This window comes from Xanthomonas sp. MUS 060 (genome assembly GCF_000963215.1).
In the GTDB taxonomy this organism is placed as follows: domain Bacteria; phylum Pseudomonadota; class Gammaproteobacteria; order Xanthomonadales; family Xanthomonadaceae; genus Xanthomonas_A.
The window spans coordinates 49,202-71,265 of record NZ_JZIM01000017.1; the positions used below are offsets into that span (position 1 = coordinate 49,202).

The 22,064-nt window shown below is 60.4% G+C and carries 17 protein-coding genes; 12 read left to right on the plus strand and 5 right to left on the minus strand.

Features of this window, described 5'->3' with window-relative positions; genetic code table 11:
- Window positions 1–142 precede the first annotated feature (142 nt).
- The 4 genes from XANALMUS060_RS13790 (at window position 143) to XANALMUS060_RS13810 (ending at window position 3,630) form a co-directional block, all read left to right on the plus strand.
- Window positions 143–1,027 (plus strand): carbon-nitrogen hydrolase, encoded by an 885-nt coding sequence (locus XANALMUS060_RS13790; protein ID WP_045738937.1) that lies wholly within the window; start codon window positions 143–145, stop codon window positions 1,025–1,027.
- 143 nt (window positions 1,028–1,170) lie between these two features.
- Window positions 1,171–2,448 (plus strand): TraB/GumN family protein, encoded by a 1,278-nt coding sequence (locus XANALMUS060_RS13795; protein ID WP_045738920.1) that lies wholly within the window; start codon window positions 1,171–1,173, stop codon window positions 2,446–2,448.
- Between the two features lie 340 nt (window positions 2,449–2,788).
- The gene (locus XANALMUS060_RS13805; protein ID WP_045738938.1) at window positions 2,789–3,160 is read left to right on the plus strand and encodes a cytochrome c; all 372 of its coding nucleotides are present in this window, start codon (window positions 2,789–2,791) and stop codon (window positions 3,158–3,160) included.
- Between the two features lie 8 nt (window positions 3,161–3,168).
- Window positions 3,169–3,630 (plus strand): cytochrome c, encoded by a 462-nt coding sequence (locus tag XANALMUS060_RS13810; protein WP_045738922.1) that lies wholly within the window; start codon window positions 3,169–3,171, stop codon window positions 3,628–3,630.
- Between the two features lie 45 nt (window positions 3,631–3,675).
- On the opposite strand, the gene XANALMUS060_RS13815 is transcribed toward XANALMUS060_RS13810, so the two are convergent.
- Both XANALMUS060_RS13815 and XANALMUS060_RS13820 read right to left on the minus strand, forming a co-directional pair.
- On the minus strand, window positions 3,676–5,349 hold the full coding sequence (locus tag XANALMUS060_RS13815; protein ID WP_045738923.1) for a hypothetical protein: 1,674 nt from the start codon (window positions 5,347–5,349) through the stop codon (window positions 3,676–3,678).
- Window positions 5,350–5,361: 12 nt separating this feature from the next.
- Window positions 5,362–5,958: an NfuA family Fe-S biogenesis protein gene (locus XANALMUS060_RS13820; RefSeq protein ID WP_045738924.1), complete on the minus strand. Its 597-nt coding sequence runs from the start codon at window positions 5,956–5,958 to the stop codon at window positions 5,362–5,364.
- A gap of 91 nt (window positions 5,959–6,049) precedes the next feature.
- Here XANALMUS060_RS13820 and XANALMUS060_RS13825 point away from each other — a divergent pair, with 91 nt between their 5' ends.
- The 3 genes from XANALMUS060_RS13825 (at window position 6,050) to XANALMUS060_RS13835 (ending at window position 8,968) form a co-directional block, all read left to right on the plus strand.
- Window positions 6,050–6,391 carry a 4a-hydroxytetrahydrobiopterin dehydratase gene (locus tag XANALMUS060_RS13825; RefSeq protein WP_045738925.1) on the plus strand — a complete coding sequence of 114 codons (342 nt, stop codon included), beginning with the start codon at window positions 6,050–6,052 and terminating at the stop codon, window positions 6,389–6,391.
- 5 nt (window positions 6,392–6,396) lie between these two features.
- Complete coding sequence (locus XANALMUS060_RS13830) at window positions 6,397–6,828, plus strand: energy transducer TonB (protein ID WP_045738926.1); 432 nt, start codon at window positions 6,397–6,399, stop codon at window positions 6,826–6,828.
- 271 nt (window positions 6,829–7,099) lie between these two features.
- Window positions 7,100–8,968 carry a DUF3300 domain-containing protein gene (locus XANALMUS060_RS13835; RefSeq protein ID WP_045738927.1) on the plus strand — a complete coding sequence of 623 codons (1,869 nt, stop codon included), beginning with the start codon at window positions 7,100–7,102 and terminating at the stop codon, window positions 8,966–8,968.
- Between the two features lie 45 nt (window positions 8,969–9,013).
- Here XANALMUS060_RS13835 and XANALMUS060_RS13840 read toward each other — a convergent pair whose 3' ends face one another.
- Window positions 9,014–10,006, minus strand: coding sequence for an RluA family pseudouridine synthase (locus tag XANALMUS060_RS13840; protein WP_045738928.1), 993 nt, complete (start codon window positions 10,004–10,006; stop codon window positions 9,014–9,016).
- Between the two features lie 395 nt (window positions 10,007–10,401).
- On the opposite strand from XANALMUS060_RS13840, the gene XANALMUS060_RS13845 reads away from it, so the two are divergent.
- Window positions 10,402–13,752, plus strand: coding sequence for an Rne/Rng family ribonuclease (locus tag XANALMUS060_RS13845; protein ID WP_082065134.1), 3,351 nt, complete (start codon window positions 10,402–10,404; stop codon window positions 13,750–13,752).
- 582 nt (window positions 13,753–14,334) lie between these two features.
- On the opposite strand, the gene XANALMUS060_RS13850 is transcribed toward XANALMUS060_RS13845, so the two are convergent.
- Window positions 14,335–14,982 (minus strand): response regulator, encoded by a 648-nt coding sequence (locus tag XANALMUS060_RS13850; protein ID WP_045729040.1) that lies wholly within the window; start codon window positions 14,980–14,982, stop codon window positions 14,335–14,337.
- 1,921 nt (window positions 14,983–16,903) lie between these two features.
- Between XANALMUS060_RS13850 and XANALMUS060_RS13860 the strand changes: the two genes are divergently transcribed.
- The 4 genes from XANALMUS060_RS13860 to XANALMUS060_RS13870 all read left to right on the plus strand — a co-directional run bounded on the left by XANALMUS060_RS13860 (window position 16,904) and on the right by XANALMUS060_RS13870 (window position 20,863).
- Window positions 16,904–18,016 carry a type IV secretion system protein gene (locus tag XANALMUS060_RS13860; protein ID WP_045738930.1) on the plus strand — a complete coding sequence of 371 codons (1,113 nt, stop codon included), beginning with the start codon at window positions 16,904–16,906 and terminating at the stop codon, window positions 18,014–18,016.
- A 43-nt stretch (window positions 18,017–18,059) separates the two neighbouring features.
- Window positions 18,060–18,569 (plus strand): DUF4189 domain-containing protein, encoded by a 510-nt coding sequence (locus XANALMUS060_RS18775; RefSeq protein WP_152640511.1) that lies wholly within the window; start codon window positions 18,060–18,062, stop codon window positions 18,567–18,569.
- Between the two features lie 67 nt (window positions 18,570–18,636).
- Complete coding sequence (locus XANALMUS060_RS13865) at window positions 18,637–19,197, plus strand: hypothetical protein (protein WP_045738931.1); 561 nt, start codon at window positions 18,637–18,639, stop codon at window positions 19,195–19,197.
- A gap of 151 nt (window positions 19,198–19,348) precedes the next feature.
- A complete protein-coding gene (locus XANALMUS060_RS13870; protein ID WP_082065136.1) occupies window positions 19,349–20,863 on the plus strand; it encodes an MASE1 domain-containing protein in 1,515 nt (504 codons plus the stop codon).
- Here XANALMUS060_RS13870 and XANALMUS060_RS13875 read toward each other — a convergent pair.
- Entirely contained in the window at window positions 20,847–21,284 is a 438-nt protein-coding gene (locus XANALMUS060_RS13875; protein WP_045738932.1) for a hypothetical protein, read from the minus strand. The genes XANALMUS060_RS13870 and XANALMUS060_RS13875 overlap by 17 nt on opposite strands.
- Window positions 21,285–22,064 lie beyond the last annotated feature (780 nt).

The window sequence follows — 22,064 nt, forward strand, 5'->3', positions numbered from 1 at the left end:
ATGAGTCTGGTGCGCTAACGCAAATACCCGACCGAGACACCGCGCTCCGGCCTCTGTGCCCGTATCCACAGTTCATCAGCCCAGGCGCTGCCGCGCGGGCATCCGCGTTACCATGCGTGCTTTCGCCGATCTCCCTTTCGTCATGACCCGACATTCTCTCTCCGTTGCGCTGATCCAAGAGCGCAACCATGGCGATGCCGCAGCGAACCTGAGCGCAATCCAATCGCGTGTCGCCGAGGCGGCCGCGCAGGGCGCGCGCCTGGTGCTACTGCAGGAATTGCACAATGGTGCCTATTTTTGCCAGCACGAGTCGGTCGAGGAATTCGATCTGGCCGAGACGATTCCCGGCCCCAGCAGCGAGCGATTGGGCGCGCTGGCCAAGCGCCACGGCGTGGTCCTGGTCGGCTCGCTGTTCGAGCGCCGCGCTGCGGGCCTGTACCACAACACTGCCGTGGTGTTCGAGAAGGACGGCAGCCTGCTCGGCAAGTACCGCAAGATGCACATTCCCGACGACCCGGGCTTCTACGAGAAGTTCTACTTCACTCCGGGTGATCTGGGCTTCACCCCGATCCAGACGTCGGTCGGTCGTCTCGGCGTGCTGGTGTGCTGGGATCAGTGGTATCCGGAGGCCGCGCGCTTGATGGCGCTGGCCGGTGCCGAACTACTGCTCTACCCGACCGCGATTGGCTGGGACCCCGACGACGCGCAAGCCGAACAGGAACGCCAGCGCGATGCCTGGGTACTCAGTCACCGCGGCCATGCCGTCGCCAATGGCATCCCGGTACTGAGCTGCAATCGGGTCGGCCACGAACCATCGCCGCTCGGTGCGTCGGGCATCCAGTTCTGGGGCAACAGCCACGTGCTGGGCCCACAGGGCGAATTCATCGCCGAGGCCGGAACCGACCCGACAGTGCTGGTCTGCGACGTGGACCTGCAGCGCAGCGAACACGTCCGGCGGATCTGGCCGTTCCTGCGCGACCGCCGGATCGACGCGTATGGCGACCTGCTCAAGCGCTATATCGACTGAACCCGCCGAGCGCATTGCATGGGATGTTCCTGCGCACAGCACACCGAGCCGGTCACCAGGTCTCAATACCTGCCGACCTCAACACACCACCACCACGCCTGTTGCGCCACTGCGCCGACGAGGCCCTTCCGACGAGTCATGGCATGAACGCACTCCCCCAGGCCGACGACGCACTCTTCGCCGACCAGCCGTACCGCATCGTCGAACGCGACGGCATCCGCTACACCTTGCTCGGTACTGCGCACGTCTCCATGGCCAGCGTCGCCGTGGTCGAACGTGCCATCGAAAGCGGTCGCTTCGACGCGGTCGCGGTGGAACTGGATCCGCAACGCTTGCAGGCGCTCACCGATCCGGACGCGCTGACCAAGCTGGATCTGGTGCAGGTGATTCGCAAAGGACGCGTCGCCCTGTTCGCGGCCAACCTGGCCCTGGCCGCCTATCAACGTCGCTTGGCCGAACAGCTCGGCATCGAACCTGGCGCCGAACTCAAACGCGCCGTGCTGCTGGCACGCGAACGGCAGTTGCCGGTCTATCTGGTGGATCGCGAGGTCGGGCTGACCTTCAAGCGTGCTTCCAGCCGACTCGGCTTGTTCGGCAAGCTCAAGCTTGCCAGCGGCCTGCTCGGTGGATTGTTCGCCTCAGAGGAAGTCGGTGAAGCAGAGATCGAGAAGCTCAAACAGGGCGACATGCTCGAAGCCAGCTTCGGCGATTTCGCCAGCGAAAGCCCAGAGCTTTACGCAACCATCATCGCCGAGCGCGACTGTTACATGGCAACGCGCCTGCGCGAAGAACACGCGCAACGCGCATTGACCACGCCCCCCAGCGCAGAAGCGCACGCGCACAACGACGCGCATCGCCATGTGGTACGCGAAGTACTGGCGGTGGTCGGTGCCGGCCATCTCGCTGGTCTGGCCAGACACCTGCAGGACGATCAAGACGACCCGGCAACGCGACGCAAGACGCTGGAAGACGTACCGACCAAAAAGAACGTCCCCTGGATCACCATGACCCTGACCACGCTGGTGCTCGGTGGCGTGGCCTGGGGGTACTGGCATGGCGGCTTCGCGCTGGGCACCGATTTACTGCAACAGTGGGTGCTGTTCACTGGCGGGCTGGCCGGGTTGGGCTGCCTGCTGGCCGGCGGCCATCCACTGAGCGTGATCGCCGGTGCGATTGCCGCACCGCTGAAACCATTTCGGCCTGGGGTTCCTGCCGGTGCATTCAGCGCACTGGTGGAAGTACACATGCGCAAGCCGGCCTACGGCGACTTCCTCGCACTGCGCGACGATGCGCAGAACCTGCGCGGCTGGTACCGCAACCGGGTCTCGCGGGTGGTGCTGACCTTCCTGCTCACCAACCTGGGCAGCATGCTCGGCGTATGGCTGGCCGGATTTCGCATCCTGAGCAAACTCACCAGTTGAGTCGCTCGTATGGCGACCAGGCTTTGGCCTCATGGCACGCGGGCAATCCTTTGTGCCATGGCTGCACGTAAGCCAAGGCAGGACAGTGCAGCGCTTCGGCGCTGAAGCCGTGTTCCAAAACCATCCAGCCATTGGATGGATGGCCCTCGCTGTGATTTGCGCAATTGTCGGGCGAGCGAATCACGCATGGGACATTGATTAGCATCACATGCGGCAAATTGCGCTGTCCGCCATGTCGCGCGTGGCCAGTTTCGGAGCCACGAAAGGTAAGGCTATACTCGGTTCGTTCCGTATTCCCCCACGCCGGAACACCCGTCCCGTCCTTCCGGACCACGAAACCATGCGCACGCAGCCGCTCGCCGCTTGTCTTGCTCTGGCCTTACTTGTCTCTTTCGGGAGCATCCCGGCAAGGGCGCAAAACGCACCAATGCCCACCGCTCCCGCCGCCTCCGCCCCTGTGCAAGGCAATGCCGCAAACGGCCGATTGCTGACCTACACCTGCCAGGGCTGCCACGGCGTTACCGGTTACAAAAATGCCTATCCCAGCTACCGCATCCCCAAGATCGGCGGGCAATCGGCCCAATACCTGACACAGGCGCTGACCGAATATCGGCTCGGCAAGCGCAAGCACCCGACCATGCAAGCCCAGGCGGAAAGCTTCTCTGAGCAGGATATCGCCGACATCGCCGCTTTCCTGTCCACACTCAAGTAGGCTTTCCCATGTCGAACGCCGCGCACGCTCTGCGTCCCGCCATCGTCCTGCTTGCAGCCCTGTGTTTGGGGGCGTGTTCGCAATCGCAGGTGGAATCCTCCAGCACCTCGGCCGGCGATCCCGGCCACGCCAGCGGCGAGCATGGGGCCGGCTCCTCCGCCGGACTCCCCAGCGGACGCATCGCCATCGGCGAAAAACTCGCCCAGGCCAAGGGCAAGGCCACCGGGCAAAGCTGCATCAACTGCCACGGCGCCGAGGGCAATGCGCCAATCGACGCGACCTACCCCAGGCTCGGCGGCCAATACGGCGATTATCTGGCCCATGCGCTGCAGGCCTACCGCAGCGGCGACCGCCAGCACCCCTTGATGAGTCAGCAAGCGGCGCAACTGAGCGACCAGGATATCGCCGACCTGGCGGCCTATTTCGGTTCGCGCCCGAGCAAGTTGCGCGATCTGCATGGAGTGAACTGAGCACGAGCCGCTACGCGTGCCGGCAGCCATGGCCTGGATTGGGGCTCAGCGGCTGCCGTTGTCTTCTTGCAATGCTGGCTTGAATGGCACTTTCGGCGGCGGCCGCGCACCCGCCGGCTGATCGTTGAGATTGGGATCGGTGATGCCGCATCCGCCGCCGACCTGCAGAATCGAGATCACACAGGTGATGCTGCTGCCGGTACCCGGGATGGGAATGCTGACAGACTGGATCCCGCGTCGGACCCACTCTTCCAGCAGGGTCGCATTCGGCAGCCAATACTTGTCGAAGGACGTCGGCGTGTAGTCGTATGGCGGGCGCTTGAGCCATTGGCCGGCGTTAGCGATGCGCTCGCGCGTCCAGGTATCGGTGTCGGCCCCCGGCGCGCCGTGCTCGGCGGTCTTGTTCGCGCCAGCGCCATCAGCCAGGCGGACGCTACCATCGCCATTGAACAGGCCGTTACGCGCGCCGCCGCCGACATCACCGGCCCGGTTGCGCGCCGCCGCACCCCAGTCGTCGCTACGCTGTGGCGTGGCCCAGCTTCCTTCGCGGGCGGCGGTCGCCGGACCACTGCCTGGCGTGGCAGCATGCTGACCGGGTGGCGCCGTCGCTGATGCCGATGCAGCCGGTGTGGCCTGCTGCGTGGTTGGAGTACTGGCTTGTGTCACCGGCGCCGGCGCCACAGCAGGCACACTTGACTCCTTGACCGCTGCGGCGGCGGTGGGCACCGGTACGCTGACTGTCGCCGGCGTCGGGATCTCGATCTGGCGCACCTGCGGTGCCTGCGCTTGAGCCAGTTCCGGCATCGGCATGGGGTTAGGCATCGGCAGTGATTGGACCTGCACCTGCGACAGTGGCGCCGGCACTTCGCGTTCGCGCACCTGCAGCGTCGGCGCAGCCGGTCGCGGCACGACGACCTCGCGCGGGCGGATCTGCGCTAAGGCGGGCGCTTCGGTGACCACCTGAACATCGCGTTCCGTCACCTGAATCTCGGGCGGCACGATCGATCGCGGCGTCGGTACCGGTGTGCGCAAGCGTGGCGGTGGCGGCAACACGAAATCGCTGGTGGGCGTGGGCGTTTCGGTGACCTGCAGCGACTGCTCTGGCGGCGGCGGGCTTTTGGCCGCGACCGGCACGTTGGCGCTCGCGGCCGCCACGGACGCAGGTGATGTCGAGGTCTTGGCTGTGCTGCGTGCGCGCTTGACCACGGCATGTGGAACACGAGTGGCACTAACGGGCGCGGCACTTTTTGGGGGTGTCGTCAGTGCTGCCGACGCACCACCACCGGTGTCGGCAGGCGTGCCGCGACCGACGAACTCCACCTGCACCCGGCTTGCCTGACCATCGTCGGTATGCAACGGCAACCAGCGCACGAACGCAACCCACAACAAAAACACCGCGAACAATAGGTGCAACAACAGGCTGAGCAACACCGCAATGCGTCGCCACCAGCGCTGGTCGTACGGTGCCGGATCCCAATGCTGCCACCACAGCCGGCGCAATGCCTGCCATGGACTCAGCGCCGGCAGGCGCATCGATACCGCAGGCAGTGGCTGCGGCAATGCCGCGATCAACTCGGACGCCACGAACGTGCGTGGCGCGACCGGTTGCGATGCCAGCCAATGCGCCCAACTGTCAGGCAATCCGGTAAGAGGGTCGCACGGCAGCCCGCCGGACATACGCGCCAATAGCGCGTCGAGAATGTCGGCGGCGCGTGTCACCGAGCGCGCGGACTAGGCGACCGTATCGCGCGGAATGTACGGTGCGCTGCCACTATCGTGGTCGGTCGCGTCGCGCACGGCGGTCACGCCGGATACGCGCCCCATCAGTGTCTTCTCGATGCCCTGTTTCAGCGTCACATCGGCCATACCGCAGCCGTGGCAGCCGCCACCAAAACGCAACAGCACCACGCCATCGGCAGACACTTCCTGCACCGCGACGCGGCCGCCGTGCTGGGCCAATTGCGGATTGACCTCGTTTTCCACGACCCAACGCACCCGCTCAACCAGCGAGGCCGCCTCGCCCGGCGCTTCGCCTTTGATCTTGGGTGCCTTGATCGTCAATTGCTGGCCGGTTCCCTGAGCGACATAGTCGATCTCGGCTCCGTCCAGCCAGGCGACACTGTCGGCGGCGACATACAAGGTGAAACCGGTGCAATCAATCGCCCATTCGTCGCCGGCCAGGTCGGCCGGCTCTGCGAACTCCAGCCGCGCGTCGGCGCGCGCGGTTCCCGGATCGACCGCGCTCAGGCGCACGCCCATGCCGGGCACCGCCTCGCGTTCGAGCAGTTTGTGAAAGTGGGCCTGCGCGCTGTCTGATATCTGGATCATTTGGCTATTCTAGCCTTTCGCATGTCATTGGCTCATCATCAGTGCTGTTCTTTTCCGGCATCTTCAGCCACTTCGCCGTACAAACTTCATCATGAACGATCTGATCCCGCTCGCGCAGGCCCATTGTTCGCCCTGCAAGGGCAGTGAATACAAACTCACCCAGGCACGCTTGGCGGAACTGCTAGCGCAAGTGCCCGGCTGGGAATTGGTCGAAAGCGGCATGGCGATCAGTCGCACCTTCCGCTTCCCGGATTACCACCGCACGCTGGCGTTCGTGAATGCGCTGGCCTGGATCGCACACCGCGAAGACCACCATCCCGACCTCGGCGTGCACTACGACCGCGTGGTGGTGCGCTATTCCACCCACGACGTCGGCGGCCTGAGCGAGAACGACTTCATCTGCGCCGCCAAGGCGTCGGCCCTTTCGGAGTGAACCGTATGCCTGCCCTTTCCCGCCTTCTTGCTCCTCTGGCCTGCATGAGCGCCGTGCTGCTGAGCGGCTGTGGTCAATCGTCGCAATCCCAGAGTCAGGCCACCGCACAGGCCCCGACCGAGGTCGCGGCGGTGCGAACGCCACCGCCGGATTACCCGATCGAACTGGCCTGCGCGGGACTCGGCGGCAAAGTCGTGCTGAAAGTGGTGGTCGGCGTGCAAGGCAAACCCACCGAAGTCAACGTCGTCAGCAGCAGCGGACAGCCCGCATTGGATGCAGCGGCGCAACAGGCCGTGCACGAATGGATGTTCAACCCCGCCACCCGCAACGGGCAGGCGGTACCGTGGACGATCCAGGTACCGGTCAACTTCACCCCACCGCAACCGCGCCCAGACCGCTGCTTCGCTCTGGACGCACAGCCCAAACACAGCGGCTGATTCAATCGAGTCAATGGGGTCGCCGCAGGGGACTGCGGCGACACGCGCCCGCATGCCGCATCCGCAATCGATTGCGTCCAATGCGAGCAACACCCAAGGCCTGCGCGCCATTAGCGCGTGCTGTACACGCTGGCCTGAACAAGTGCGCTGATGCCACCTGAACGCAAGCCAGCATGCTGCCACGCAGTGTGTTTTCAGCAAGCTGGCAGACACCTGACGCAGGGCATGCTGCGCCCACAAGTCACCCCGATACTGCTAGATGAGGTACCGCATGGAGATCCGCTCACTGCCTCCCACCAAAGTCGCACTGGTCACTGCCCTGAGCGTGTTTGCGCTCGGCGCATGCCAGCGGCAACACCCCACTGCGACAGCAGAACAGGGCGCCATCGCTCCAGTACCGGCACAGAGCGACCCCGCTACCACACCTGCCAGCTATGTCCCGCCAACAGCAGATCAGCTGTATCAATTAGTGGCGCCAATCGCCCTGTTCCCGGACAAGCTGCTGGCACAGACGCTGGCCGCTTCGGTCTATCCGAACCAGGTCATGGCGGCACAAGACTGGCTACGCAACAACCGTAACATGAGAGCAGCCGACCGCCTGCAAGCCTCCGCCTCGCAACCCTGGGACCCCAGCGTCAAGGCGCTGACCGCCTTCCCCGATGTTGTCGACCAATTGGCAAGCAACGGCGACTGGACCCGTTCACTCGGCGATGCTTATGCACACGATCCCAACGAAGTTCTAGACGCGGTCCAGGTCATGCGTGAACGTGCGCAAGCGCAAGGACACCTGCGCGATACCCCGCAACAGCGCGTGCAGGTGGTGCAGCGTACCGTCGTGGAACCGGCCCCCTATGCCGACGCAGTGCCGCCACCGCGCCGCACCATCGTGATCGAACCGGCGCAACCTGACGTGGTCTACGTGCCGCGCTACGATCCCGAGGTGGTCTACGGCGAACCGATCGGCGTGTACCGCGAGTACAGCTACCGTCCGCCGCGTCCTTACTACGATACCGGCGACCTGGTGACCACAGGCATCGTGTCCTTCGGCGTCGGCGTACTGATCGGCGAAGCCCTCGACCACCACCGCCACCACATGTTCGGCTGGTTCGAACCAGAGCCGGCCTGGCACGATTGGGGCTGGAACAACTGGGGAGTGAACTGGAACGCGCCACCGTCGGTACCGAACTACGTGGTGTACAACCATAACGTCTACGCCCCGCGCACGACCATCATCAACAACCGCATCGTCAACAACCGTATCGATAACCGCACTTTCGTGCGTAACAACACGGGTCCGACGCCGATGGGCGTGGGCATCGCCGTCCCTTCGCAATCATTTCCCGGGGCCCGTCCAACGGCTGCGGCGATGGCTGCTGCAACGGCAATGGGAACGCGCATGAATATGCCGACGAGCGCATTTGCCACGCAACGCGCCCGCACCATGCCCGGATCGATGCCGCAAACCATGCCGCACTTCACCGCACAGATGCTGCAGGCCGGGCGCCCAGTCGCAGCGATGCCGTCCTCGCAACGGCTGCAACCGTCAGGTGCACCGCTCGCCGAACAGGTGCCGCGCGATCCACGCATGCCCTTGCATACTCTGGCGATGGCACAGCCGAACGGGTCAAGAGCTTCCCAACCGATGTCGCTGCCGAATTTCCGCGGCCAACCCATGCCTCAAACGAGGCAGGCAGGAACATTCGCCGAACATCCCAGCATGCCTACCACGCGGATGGTCGAGCCTGCCCGTCATAGCAATGCGGGCATGCAGCCCGATTTCGCTCGCGAAACCTTCGCGCGCGACATGACCCACGCACAACCACCGCGACAAGCAACAGTGGCGCAGCCTCAGCAGATACAAACCTGGCACGAACCCGCAGCACCTGCCTATCAAGCGCGCGCAGCAGAAATGCCGCGAGAGTCCATGCGGCAGATCATGCCGCAGCAGCGCATGATCGAGCGGCAAATGCAAGAACAACGCATGCAGGAACAGCGGATGCAGGAGCAACCCGTGGTTCGCTTCGCGCCGCCGCCGCATATGTCCATGCCACGCTCCGCTGAACAGCCACAACAGGCAATGCGACCAATACCGTCACATAACGAGCAGCACCACGACCACCACGACCACCACAACGGCTAAAGTGTTCGGCGCCGGGCGGCGACAACGCCGCCCGGCACGGCAAGATCAGCCCCCCAATCGGCTCAGTGCATCGGTCAATTCGTCAGCCAAGGGGGCATTCAACAAGTACGGTGCCTTGCCGCCGTCCAGAGTGAACTCCAAGGACGCCGCGTGCAGGAACAACCGTTTGAGTCCAATCTGCTCGCGCAAGCGCTTGTTGACCTCAGAGTCACCATACTTGTCGTCACCGGCAACCGGGTGGCCGAGATGCTGTGCATGCACGCGGATCTGATGGGTTCGGCCGGTTTCGATCCGCACTTCGCAATAAGAATGCCCTCCGCGCCGTTCCAGCGTGCGGAAATGACTCAACGAAGGCTTGCCCGCCGCATGCACCTGCACATGACGTTCGCCGCCCTGGCGCAGACCGATATGCAGCGGCACTTCCACACTCATCGTCACATCTGGCAGGCGTCCGACCAACAAGGTCAGGTAGCGCTTGCTGATGCCGCGCCCCTGCACCCGGTCATCTTCGCGCATCAACGCCTGTAATTCAGTCAACGCCGAGCGCTTCTTGGCCACGATCAGCAAACCCGAGGTGTCGCGATCAAGCCGGTGAACCAGTTCCAGCGTCTGATTCGGACGCAGGGCGCGCAGAGTCTCGATGGCACCGAAGCTGATCCCACTGCCGCCATGACTGGCTACCCCAGATGGCTTGTTCAGCGCCAGCAGACGCGCGTCTTCATAGACAATCGCGGCCTCCAGCCGTGCCATGAATGCCTCCGGCGGCGTGGTTTTTTCGCCCTCCTCGTGCAACCGCACTGGTGGAATGCGCACCTCATCGCCGACCTCCAGCTTACGCTCGGCCTTGGTACGGCCACCGTTGACACGCACCTGACCGCTGCGCATCAGCTTGTAGATCAGGCTACGCGGCGCGCCCTTGAGCTGGCCGAGCAAAAAATTGTCCACACGCTGTCCAGCCCGATCCTCGGGAACCTTGAGAATGCGCACCACGCTGGTCGCGCCGTCACGCGACTTTGGAGGAACCGGAGGGGAAGTCATTGAGCGGTTTATTCTGTTACACTCGGGGGGCGAGATAAGGGTTTGATTTCGTTCGAAGTTAGCTAAGGGCCAGAAGCCCGGCTTGCGACGATTCCGGCACAGTGCGCGACCACCGCCCTCGGGGCGGCCATGTTAGCGGCTCACCGGCCTGCCCCGCCATCGCCGGATGCCTCAACATCCGCGCTGAACATGCCCCGTGCGGCGCCCCCAGCCTGGCTGGAGTTCGCCGCCGGCCCTGAACCACCAAGAAAAGAAGCGCTCCCGCGGCTCGCCGTGGTGTCGTAGCGCTGGAAGCTCAAGCCGCCCTCCCCGCGCCTGCGCGATGGGCGGCGAAGCGTGACCAGAAGCGAAACCCCATGGCGTTCCGCGCGGTAGCAGCGCGAGGAACGCAACCAATGAAACGTATGCTGATCAACGCCACGCAGGCGGAAGAACTGCGTGTGGCTATCGTGGACGGCCAGACCCTGTACGACATCGACATCGAGCAGCCGTCCAAGGAACAGAAGAAATCCAACATCTACAAGGGCCGTATCACCAGGCTCGAACCTTCGCTGGAAGCCGCCTTCGTCGAGTACGGCGGCGAGCGTCACGGCTTTCTGCCACTGAAGGAAATCTCCCGCGATTACTTCCAGGCCGGCGTCGATCATCACAAGGCGACAATCCGCGAGCTTCTGCGCGAAGGCCAGGAAGTCGTCGTGCAGGTGGACAAGGAAGAGCGAGGCAATAAGGGCGCAGCCCTGACCACGTTCATCTCGCTGGCCGGCCGCTACATGGTGCTGATGCCGAACTCGCCCAGTGCCGGCGGCGTCTCCCGACGTATCGAGGGCGAAGATCGCGCCGCACTGAAGGAAGCATTGGACAAGCTGACCATCCCCGATGACATGGGGGTGATTATCCGCACAGCCGGTGTTGGCCGCGATGCCGAGGAGTTGCAGTGGGATCTGGAATACCTGCTGCAGGTGTGGAAATCGATCGCCGAAGCCGCACTGGCCAAGCCAGCTCCCTTCCTGATCTACCAGGAATCGCGGCTGATCATTCGCGCGCTGCGCGATTACCTGCGTGCCGATATCGGCGAGATCCTTGTCGATACCGTGGAGATGTATGGCGATGCCCAGGAGTTCATGCAGCAGGTGATGCCGCAGAGCCTGCGTAAGCTCAAGCACTACACCGATGACATCCCGCTGTTCAACCGCTTCCAGATCGAATCGCAGATCGAGGCCGCCTACGAGCGCAGTGTGCGCCTGCCTTCCGGCGGCTCCATTGTCGTTGACCAGACCGAGGCACTGACTGCGGTGGACGTCAACTCCTCGCGCGCCACCAAGGGCAGCGACATCGAAGACACCGCGTTCCAGACCAACCTGGAGGCGGCCGAGGAGGTCGCGCGGCAACTGCGCCTGCGGGATCTGGGTGGCTTGGTGGTGATCGACTTCATCGACATGGCCTCCAACAAGCACCAACGCGAGGTCGAGAATCGCCTGCAAAACGCGCTCAAGTACGACCGCGCACGCGTACAGATCGGCCGGATCTCGCGTTTTGGCCTGTTGGAGATGAGCCGCCAGCGGCTGCGTCCGTCGCTGGGCGAATCCAGCCAGATCATTTGCCCGCGCTGCGACGGCCATGGCCGCATGCGCAGCGTCGAGTCGTTGTCGCTGTCGATCATTCGCGTCGCCGAAGAGCACGCGATGAAGGAAAACACCGGGCAAGTCCTGGTGCAGGCCCCGGTAGAGATCGCCAACTATCTACTCAACGAAAAGCGTCGCGCCCTGAGCGAGATCGAAAAGCGCCACGACGCACCGATCGTCATCGTCGCCGACGAGCAATTACAAACCCCGCACTACGAAGTGACTCGCCTGCGCGAGAACGAGCTGAGCGAGGAAAGCACCAAGCCCAGCTACCAGCGCGGCACCCCACGCAAGCTGCCGGTGCATGCCTTGACCAAGGCACAGCTCAACATTCCGCCCGCGCCCGCTGTCACCCATGTGCAGCACTCACAGCCGGCCCCATTGCGCGAAGCGGCCGAGGAAACAGCCGCCGCACCTGCGCCGATGCACTCATCCACTGCGGTCACTGCCACGCCAGCGATCGGCATCGTCGGCTGGCTGAAGCGTATTTTCGGCGCCAGCGAGAGCCTGGCGCAGACAGCAACGGCATCGGAACCAGCGCAACGTCAACGTCCACAGGATGGAAACCGTAACCGCAACGAGCGTGGCGAGCGGCATGATCGCAATGCACGCCGCAACGGCGGTCAGGGCGGCAACGCAGCACGTGGTAACGGCGGCGGCAACGCGCGCCGCGACGAGCGCCGGACCGGCAACAACGGCGCAGGACACAGCGGCGGCCAGCAGACTACGTCGCCCAAGCCAGCACGCAGCGAGCAGACGTCGCAACAAGCCAAGCAGCAGCAAACTCCGAAGCCGCAGAAACAGCAAACACAGAACCCACAACGCCAGCCCAAACCACAACAGGAAGCACCCCAGGCTGCGCAGCAGAACGAAAAGCCAACGCGTCAGCCGCGTACCGAGGAAACCGCCAAGCAGGTTGCCCCCGCCCCCGTCGCGCCTGTCGCGCTGGCACAGACTGCCGCCACCAGCGCCCCTGCTGTCGCGGTCGGTGCTACACCGCAGCGCCAGGAGGCTCAGGCCGCAACCAGCCAGGCTCCACTCGTCGCTACTGTCCACACGCACGTCAATAGCGAGGAGCACGAAATTGCGCTGGAAACCGAGCAGGCCGTGCCAGCCAACGAGCACAACGATGGCGACGAAGTGAACGGCGAAGCTGGTGGACGCCGCCGGCGCGGACGCCGCGGTGGACGCCGCCGTCGACGCGGTAACGGTGAGACCGGCGCTATCGGCGAGGGCGAGGTTGCTGGTCTAGACGATATCGATTTGAATGCTGCAGACAACGATGGTGAGACCACCCCGGCACCGAACCGGAGTCAGCCGGAGTTCGACTTCGACGACGACGCAACCGCCAACAGCAGCAACGTCAAGCCGCAATCACCATTGAAGGCAACCTCTGCACCGCAGGAAAAGCGCGAGCCGCAGCCGCGGCGCGAGCGGACGCCAGCCATCGACGCGCAGGCAACCACACACCCGAGCATCGCGGTGTCACCGGCTTTCGTGGACAGCGCCCCACCCCAGGCCGTTACCCTCACTCAGGCCACAGTGATCGCTCGTCCTGAAGCTCACGAAGCCAACGAAGGAAGAGCACAGCCAACAACCTCAGCAGACACTGCTGCCCACGCAGACGCTTCTCGCGCGCGCACCGACGCGGCAACGGCATCGGCAACGCTCAACGTCGACAGGGCTGCGTCCGCCATGCGGATGGAAAGCGCAACAGAACAGCCGTCTGCAATGGAGCGCCCTATCGCATCAGGCGCTGCACCGACTGCTCCAGTCACTACGATCGAGCAGCCACAAGCGGCAGCCACGTCAGCTCCAGCACCGGCCGTCGTGGCTACGCCAGTGAGAACCGAGGATCAGATCGGCATGGCCGCGCCGGCCAGCGCACCAACGCGTGAAACCGCAACTACTGCCTCGCGGCCTCACGATGAGCCCGCGCCTGCCAAGCCAACCTACGCCCCAGTGCAAACGACGCTGTTAGACGTCCTCAAGCCAAACACGCATGAAACGGCCACTGGCCACAGCGGCGGCACGACGTCGACGCCGGATACTGGTACCACGCCTGTCGTCGTCCAGCCTCCCCGCAAGACAGAGGGCGAAGACAACGAAAACAAGGAACAATAGGATCGCAACTGATCCCATACGGATATCCCACCACAAAAAAGCGGCCTTCGGGCCGCTTTTTTGTTCTCGGCTCCCAGTGCGACACAGGCACATGTCAGCCTTGCTGACGCCGACTCGGAACTTGCTTTGGTTCATCATCTCGCCAAGCCAACAGCACACCGAACTGCCGTCAATGCACGAAGCATCGTACACATGCCGCAAACGCAGACGCGATCAGACGCTGATGAAGAACGGGGATGACTGCACCGCGCTTACACACTGTCATTCACGGAGGATGACGAAAAATAAAACGGATCCAGACCGATTCGAATCTGTGTTGGAATCGCGCCCCACTATAGCGGCTGCGTGGGATCCAATAATCCGTACTGCGCGGCCATTGGTTCATCATCTCGCCAAGCCAACAGCACACCGAACTGCCGTCAATGCACGAAGCATCGTACACATGCCGCAAACGCAGACGCGATCAGACGCTGATGAAGAACGGGGATGACTGCACCGCGCTTACACACTGTCATTCACGGAGGATGACGAAAAATAAAACGGATCCAGACCGATTCGAATCTGTGTTGGAATCGCGCCCCACTATAGCGGCTGCGTGGGATCCAATAATCCGTACTGCGCGGCCAAACGTGCCAATGCGATATTATCTTGGATACCGACTTTTTCGAACAAGCGCGCCTTGTGCGTATTGACTGTTTTGGCACTGAGACTCAGGCGCTTGGCGATGTCTTCCTGACGTAAGCCACGCGTCAAAAGCAGAGCAACTTCAAGCTCACGTGGAGACAGGGCATCGAACGGCGAACCACCACCTTCCAGGTTCGCCAGCGCCAGATTCTGCGCGATGTTCGCACCGAGGTAACGCTTTCCCATCGCGACATCGCGCACTGCACGCAGCAGTTCTTGTGCATCGCTGGCCTTACCAAGGTAACCGTATGCACCGGCTTCCAACAGGCGCCTGGGCAATGGGCCATCCTCCAACACCGAGACAATAATGACCTTGGTGCCATAGTCACCCTTAACAATGCGTTCGGTGACTTCGAGCCCGCTGACGCCCGGCATATGCATATCACACAGTACGATGTCCGGCTTCAACTGACGGATTTGCGGGATTGCCGCCTCTCCGCTTTCTGCCTCACCGACTATTTTCATGTCTGTCTGATTCGAAAGAATCAGGCGCATTCCCGTCCGAACAAGAGTGTGATCATCGACCAGAAAAATCCTGATGGTCATACCATGTAGCTCCATCGCAGCAAATGCCGCGCTGGCAGACTATCCGGGTGAATTATTCAGATCAATACACATTTGTAGACAAAAAACAAAACGCAAACCACAATTTTTCATGCGCCGTGAAAAGACATCATATTGTCATAACAAGGCACCTTGCCGAGCTTACTCAAGGCTCGGCCCGCAGGGGCGAGTGACCTGCCGGCTTGTTTTCCGTGGAAAACGCGACGGTCCCTGCGTTAGGTGAATCTAGTATGGCTGTCGTAAAGAAGAAACATGATCAGGAGAACCCTGATCTCAAGTCAGAATTTCCGGATGCTATCCGACCGTGATTCCTGACACCATTCTGCTACGACGAGCGGTGTCGCCAAACGAACTTTTCAGACACTCTCACATGCACTGGGGATAAGTGTCTGGTGACACAGGCTGAGGCGTGACGTGATACCCCACTACGATCAGGTAGAGTTCAAAAGACGTGACCTGCAGAGCGGCTACTGAATATCTATGAAAGTCAAGCCGGGACAGCATCTGGTTGGAACATCGATTCGCAGTAACGGCGATGTAGCTGCTCCCTACTACTGATTCAGCAAGACAAGATCCGCGCGAAGCTGTGGGTCAAAGTCATTGTCGAGCTTGCCGCTTTGCCGGAGCGCATCCGTGCACACCAAGCGCAGATACAAGATCGACAACACCCGGCAAGTCATCAACGAGCGGGGCAGCGCAATCGGCGTCAACACAATGTCCTGGCGCTCAGCCAAGGCATGCACTGCGGCGAGGGTCTACGGCCTTCAGCTCCAGGACCTCCGGGCCAAGGCGAGCACCGACAAAGCCGAATCGGCTGACGACATCCGCAGGGCACAGCACATGACCGAGCGCTATGTGCGCAACCGGCGCGGCACTATGGTGACGCCGACACGATGGGAGTTACGGAACAGGCCAGGAAATTGCGGAATGAAAAACGGCAGCCGAAGCTGCCGTAAGTCATTGGTGCGAAGGTGGGCAACGAAAACCCATTGATATCAGCAGTTTTGCGCAACCGTATCGAAAGATACCGCCAAAGTTACCGCCACGACATGGTCGCTTGGATTACTTGATCGGTCGATTCTGCCACAGGTTTTCCAGCACCCTTGCCCTGCTCACACCGGTTCTCCGGCCAGTAGATCACCCACCATGCATTGGCGGGCCGCTCCGCACATGGTGGCCTGCTGCCACGGTCTTGCCGTGATCTTGCGATTGCCCACTTGCCCAGAGTCATAATTGCGTCCAGCACCGTACTATTTGGTCGCGTTGATGCTGCCGGGCCACTCCCTCGCCCGCCCGGCCTCAAACACCATCAGCACCTCTGACCGGGCATGTAGTCATTCGCCCTCGCGCGCGCGATTGCGGCGGATTGTCGGCCAAGGCTATATCCAGTCGGCACAGGATGGTCAGTCGGTAGCCACGCCAAGTCTGTACCTCGCTGTCCCTGGCTGCTGATCGAGCGAGGTCCCTCAGGATTTTGAATGGCGACCTCAGCACGCCCAAACCGTGTCGGCTGATTGCCGGCAGCGTCAGCATGGCGGTGGGCACGGTGATCCAGTGCTGGGAGCGCGCTGCATCCCCAGATAGCCGTGCGTTTGACAGCCCCGGCACAATGCCGTATCCAATAAGATAGCGGTTTGCACATAAGCATCACCTGCGCATAAGGACCATGGCTTGAGCAGGCACCCCATCCCCGAATCAGCGTCAGGACGCCCCCAGCCCTCGTCGGCAGTGGGCGCAGTTGTGTGGGCATTCAAGTGCCTGGCACACCCATTGCGCCAGGCATCTGCCACGCGCGCTGTATCTGGTTCGGATCGTGGCAACGCCTCACTGGCATCGTCCCCACCCCACTGATCACCTCCTTCACTAGATTTCGTTTATCACTCTCAAATAAAGGCGCAATGCCATGAGCATGTTCGATGGATCGATGAACTGGCTACACCCCCTGGCGGACGCCAGCCTGGGGGATTACGTCTTCTTCCGGCTGATCAACACCTACCTCAGCAACCAGATCGACACGTTCGGCATGGAGGTGATGGCCCGCGCCATGCAGTGGGTGAGCGTCATCGCGTTGACCGCTACCACCTTCTGGGTGCTGTTACTGGGCTATCGCATCGCCAGCGGACAATTACGCGAATCGGCCATGGCCACCATGATCAAGGCCGGCAAGGTGACCGTGATCCTGGGCATTGCCGCCGGGATCGGTGCCAACGGCACTATGCTGCATAAGACGATGACCGATGGCCTGGACAAGGAAATCCATTGGCTGTTCACCGGCGATGCGAATACAACCGCCACCGACGCCATCGACGAAAACCTCACCTATACGCAATTGGCGCTGAGCACGCTGGATGCGGTGAGGGTGGATTCCGGCGATCCGGAAACCATCAAAAACAAAGAAAACGCGCTGCTGCTGGCCGGCTTCGGCACGGCCGGTCCGCCAATCATGGCCGGGGTGATGCTGTTGATGTTCAAGTTCACCATGGCCTTCCTGATCGGGGTCGGGCCGATCTTCATCCTATTCCTGATCTTCGATCAGACCAAGGATCTGTTCAAACGCTGGCTGTTCTATGTGATCGGCACGCTGTTCTCGATGTCGGTGCTCTCGGTAGTCACAGCAATCGTATTGAAGATGACGGCCAGGATCGCGCTGGCCTACTGGGGGGCGAAGCTCATCAACTTAGGCAGCCAGGAAGGCTTGTCTTCGCAGGCATTGCAACAGGGTTGGGTCGGGTTAATTGCCACCACCCTAATCGTCACCTTACCCCCGATTGGGGCGATATTGTGGCAAGGCAGCATGGCCAACTTCATGCACTTCTCCGTCTTCAGTCCAGCCTCGGTCCCCGGACCACAGGGGCAGCCGCCTGGGTCGTATACGCCGCCGCAGGCAAGAGAAAATACTTCTAATGCCTCACGCGAGCAGTCAGGAATCTCTCAAACACCAGTCAGATTCAAAGGCCCTGAATCTACCCAATCCACGCACCCTCCCGGCTCACGTGGACAAGCTGGGAAAGACTGAAGTGACATATAAAGAATGCACCAAATAAACAAGGATCATGAACATGAAGAATGCAGCTTTTCTGGCTATCACAACGCTTATATTCTCAATGAACGCCTATGCAGAAGGCGGTTGTCCACCAGGACAGCTCCCTGCGCAAGCTAATGGCAACATGGCATCTTGTGTGCCTATCCCACAAGACAACCCGGTACAACAACCACCACGCCCTACAGGGAAATGGCTTAAGACGTGGGGAGCAATTGCAGCAGATGACGGTGATGACTTCGGCATATCAACAGGCAAAATGAGCAAAGCAGATGCTGAGAATGACGCCACAATAAACTGTGAAAGAGGAATTGAAAAAAAGTGCCACGTCATCCAAGCCTATGAAAATCAATGCGTAGCAGTTGCCGAACCTCAAAAAAGAGGGAGTGTCATTAGAAGCATCGAATCCGGCCCGTCTGTTGATGAAATAAGCAAGAGAGCAATATTTAACTGTGAGAAAAAAAATCCAGGGAGCAAATGCACGATTGGATACACTGATTGCACTAAGCAGATATTTCAGAAATTCTAAATCTCCAAAAAATTTAGAGTCTTGCTTCTCCACTGCTGAATAAAGCCTATCAACAAGGAACCATGCAATGGACTACAGCAAACAAGCCGTGGAGCAAGTGCCATCACCTCCCTTCCAGTGGCAGAAGGCGGTGCAACAGATCACCGACCTGATGACCATCACCATCCTGATCGTCTCGGTCACCACTTGCCTGACCATTCTGGCCTATCGCGCATCAGACAGCCTTCTGCTTTTGCTGGCCAAGACCCTGGCCAGCGTAGCCATCCTGCTGCATGTTGGCATGGGGGCGATGTTGACACGATTGGTGGTACATGCAGCATTGACTTGTAGGTGCTTGCAATCCGGCGGCAAGCGCACGGTGCAATCTAAGCAATTGCACAAAGCAATCATGCGTGTAGCTCGCATATCACTGATGACGTGGATATGGGCTATCTGCATAATGGGATTTCCGTTCACACTATCATTAGTAAGGTCCGCGCCTGAAACCGGAATCCTATTAACATTCCTTTTGGCTCTTACTTTGATCTATCTGTTGATGAAAAAAATTCTCATCAAGCAAGCCTGTGGCCGGTTGCTCCATGCCATCACAACCGCCGAACAAGTGGCGAGGCGCACATTATTCGCTTAAGAATTACTTAAAAATACGCATCAAGCCACACCTGAAGAGCATAAGAATCAAATATTCACCGGCCCGGAAAATAATAATATATAAATGTCTACCAATCACTGAAAGATTTGCAATACATTCCAACCATAAAAGACAGGGAAAGGAGTGGGGAATGACAAGAGACATCGCCAAGGGAGTCTTCCTGAGTGCGGCTTACTCTGCTTCCTTCCTGTTAGCTTGGCAGCTCTCCGTCGATCAATGGTACTTACCCGCAGGACTGCGCGCAGCGACCCTACTCTTCCTGCCTTACCGGCTATGGCCTTATTTGCTTTTCGGCGATGCGGCAGCACTTCTAATGATCCGCGTACCAATGGTGCATGAGCATGGTGCTAATCGGATGTGGGCATACACGAGCCCCTTCCTACTGATGCCATGCGTAGCGCTGATCGTACATGCAGCTAGGCGTCATATGGTGCGACTGCTGGAGCAAGAATGCCTGCTACTACCGCTGGCATTGGCGCTGGCACTCTGGAGCACACTGTGCAACATCGCCCTGAATGCCTTGTTAAAAGGCTACACCGTCCTTGATATTCCGCCAATAGAGGTGCTTGTACGTTACTGGCTCGGCGACTATCTGGGCGTGCTTATGTTCATCATGCCTGCGTTGCTGTGGCTACGGCGCAAGGAGCAAGATGAGGCCAATCCCCTACTTTTGAGGGATGTCATCCTGGGAACGGGAGTAGTGGTAGCGATGTTGATGATGGCAGTCATGACCCAGGATCGTTTCTTGCATCAACTGCTCATGTCAACGATGGTCATTCCGGCAATCGTGTTGACGCTGCTACACGGCTGGAGCGGAGCTGCGATAGGCATCGTACTGGCAAACGTGGCCATCGGCATCATGCTACCCGATGCAAAAGCGTATGGCGCTTACAACGCCGATGCGTTTTTCGTACAAGTGGCACTTGCCGTGATCGCCACGGGGATATTGGTCTTCGGCTCCCGTTTGTCCTCCGCGTTTGAAAGGGCGCGACGCTTCCATCATGCTCGAGAAGAAGTCCTGGATTTTGCACAAGCCAGCTATCTGCAAGCCGAACGCACCCTTAGACGGCGCGTCGTCGAATACACCGACATCACTGTGCACATCAACAAATTGCGCAAGGACATCGTGGCCTACCTTCGCTCCAAGGGCCAGTATGCTGCAGCGATGGAAATGACACGAACCGGAATGATCCAGGCCAAGCTACTCGACGAGTACGTGGAAGCGCTGTATCCGCTCGGCATCGAAACCCATGGACTGTATGGAATACTACGATCAGTGACGTTTAGCAACTTGTGCCATACGGAGTTCCGACTCATCTTAAAGGGTGAACCAAAGCGCTTATCGGTGGGATTGCAGTTAGCCGCTTATCGTAGCGTGCTCAATGTGATCGACTCTCTACCAATAGCAAGTAGACATTTTATCAAGGCAAGGGTCTGGCGAACGAAACATCACCAAGGGATCGCTGTCTGCGTCATCGCCTACGCATCGCCACGGAATCCTGCGAAGCACGTTGCACATGATGTGGATTGGGAACTAGCCGCTAGGCTCAAAGCGCATGGCGGCACCTGCCGGCGCCGCCATGCCTACAGCATTAGCTTCCTCGTTTCCGAAAAATTAAATAAAAAGATCAATCAGCGGCTTTGATCTCCCATTTATTACCATGGCGACTAGGTATGGCACGCACGGTGAACGCCGATGTCTGGTACACCAACGTACCCCTTGAGTCGCTCCACTTCGTTGGTAACGACACACGCGACACGTCCACGCCCATGGGCAGCACCCACAACGTACCACTGATATTGCCCACTGCGGCGCGTACTGTCCCTGTCAGATCACTGATCTGCAAATAACTCACGCCATCACGCTTAAACTCGTAGATGTGCCACGACGGATCCAGTGAGAGATCGGGGGCCTTCGGGGCACTTTCCCCAAGGCCGGTGGCCATCGTCGGGGCCGTAGGCGCTCCATGACCAGTATCAGGGCAGCAAGCTTGAGCGGATATGGCAACGGTCTGAAGAACCCCCGCCAACACGATTTTCACTACGGTGCTTGTCTTGATTTCCATGAGTTTTCCTTTCCCCTGAATGGGGAGATTTCGCCTGCATTTCAGGCTCACCCAAGGTACGTGCTGCAACACCTTTCCCCTGAATGGGGAGATTTCGCCTGCATTTCAGGCTCACCCAAGGTACGTGCTGCAACAAGCCACCTGTTGACAAATGAGGCCGGCAATCTTGACCAACTACAAGGTTTCACAACACGTCGCCGCTGAGAGACACGGCACAGCCATGCAGATCAAATATTTGACAACACCTCATCGCTAATGACGGACCTCAATCTGCACGATGCGCTCAGCGCATATGCCTTGACGCCCACTGGTCAGCGCTCACCGATATGCCAGATCTGATCTGGCGGAGGGCAGCGAAATTCATGATTTTTCACCATTCAACAAGGGGCGGTTTTTGTACCCAGCGCATCGCATTCTCGGTCGCCTCTGCTAGAGGATGCGAAGAATGACCTCCTCCCCGCGTTAGGCCCTCGCAGAACTGGAAAATTCGGCTTTGTGACCTCCTCCCCGCGTTAGGCCCTCGCAGAACTGGAAAATTCGGCTTTGGGTGGGGAAGTGAATTGGGCGGCAAACTCGGCCGGCGGGAGTACCCAGCGCATCGCATTCTCGGTCGCCTCTGCTAGAGGATGCGAAGAATGACCTCCTCCCCGCGTTAGGCCCTCGCAGAACTGGAAAATTCGGCTTTGTGACCTCCTCCCCGCGTTAGGCCCTCGCAGAACTGGAAAATTCGGCTTTGGGTGGGGAAGTGAATTGGGCGGCAAACTCGGCCGGCGGGACGTC

Excerpts from the sequence above, each read along its gene's own strand:
- XANALMUS060_RS13790 (WP_045738937.1), top strand. The coding sequence starts at position 143 with ATGACCCGACATTCTCTCTCCGTTGCGCTGATCCAAGAGCGCAACCAT.
- XANALMUS060_RS13795 (WP_045738920.1), top strand. The coding sequence starts at position 1,171 with ATGAACGCACTCCCCCAGGCCGACGACGCACTCTTCGCCGACCAGCCG.
- XANALMUS060_RS13805 (WP_045738938.1), top strand. The coding sequence starts at position 2,789 with ATGCGCACGCAGCCGCTCGCCGCTTGTCTTGCTCTGGCCTTACTTGTC.
- XANALMUS060_RS13810 (WP_045738922.1), top strand. The coding sequence starts at position 3,169 with ATGTCGAACGCCGCGCACGCTCTGCGTCCCGCCATCGTCCTGCTTGCA.
- XANALMUS060_RS13820 (WP_045738924.1), bottom strand. The coding sequence starts at position 5,958 with ATGATCCAGATATCAGACAGCGCGCAGGCCCACTTTCACAAACTGCTC.
- XANALMUS060_RS13825 (WP_045738925.1), top strand. The coding sequence starts at position 6,050 with ATGAACGATCTGATCCCGCTCGCGCAGGCCCATTGTTCGCCCTGCAAG.
- XANALMUS060_RS13830 (WP_045738926.1), top strand. The coding sequence starts at position 6,397 with ATGCCTGCCCTTTCCCGCCTTCTTGCTCCTCTGGCCTGCATGAGCGCC.
- XANALMUS060_RS13835 (WP_045738927.1), top strand. The coding sequence starts at position 7,100 with ATGGAGATCCGCTCACTGCCTCCCACCAAAGTCGCACTGGTCACTGCC.
- XANALMUS060_RS13840 (WP_045738928.1), bottom strand. The coding sequence starts at position 10,006 with ATGACTTCCCCTCCGGTTCCTCCAAAGTCGCGTGACGGCGCGACCAGC.
- XANALMUS060_RS13845 (WP_082065134.1), top strand. The coding sequence starts at position 10,402 with ATGAAACGTATGCTGATCAACGCCACGCAGGCGGAAGAACTGCGTGTG.
- XANALMUS060_RS13850 (WP_045729040.1), bottom strand. The coding sequence starts at position 14,982 with ATGACCATCAGGATTTTTCTGGTCGATGATCACACTCTTGTTCGGACG.
- XANALMUS060_RS13860 (WP_045738930.1), top strand. The coding sequence starts at position 16,904 with ATGAGCATGTTCGATGGATCGATGAACTGGCTACACCCCCTGGCGGAC.
- XANALMUS060_RS18775 (WP_152640511.1), top strand. The coding sequence starts at position 18,060 with ATGAAGAATGCAGCTTTTCTGGCTATCACAACGCTTATATTCTCAATG.
- XANALMUS060_RS13865 (WP_045738931.1), top strand. The coding sequence starts at position 18,637 with ATGGACTACAGCAAACAAGCCGTGGAGCAAGTGCCATCACCTCCCTTC.
- XANALMUS060_RS13870 (WP_082065136.1), top strand. The coding sequence starts at position 19,349 with ATGACAAGAGACATCGCCAAGGGAGTCTTCCTGAGTGCGGCTTACTCT.
- XANALMUS060_RS13875 (WP_045738932.1), bottom strand. The coding sequence starts at position 21,284 with ATGGAAATCAAGACAAGCACCGTAGTGAAAATCGTGTTGGCGGGGGTT.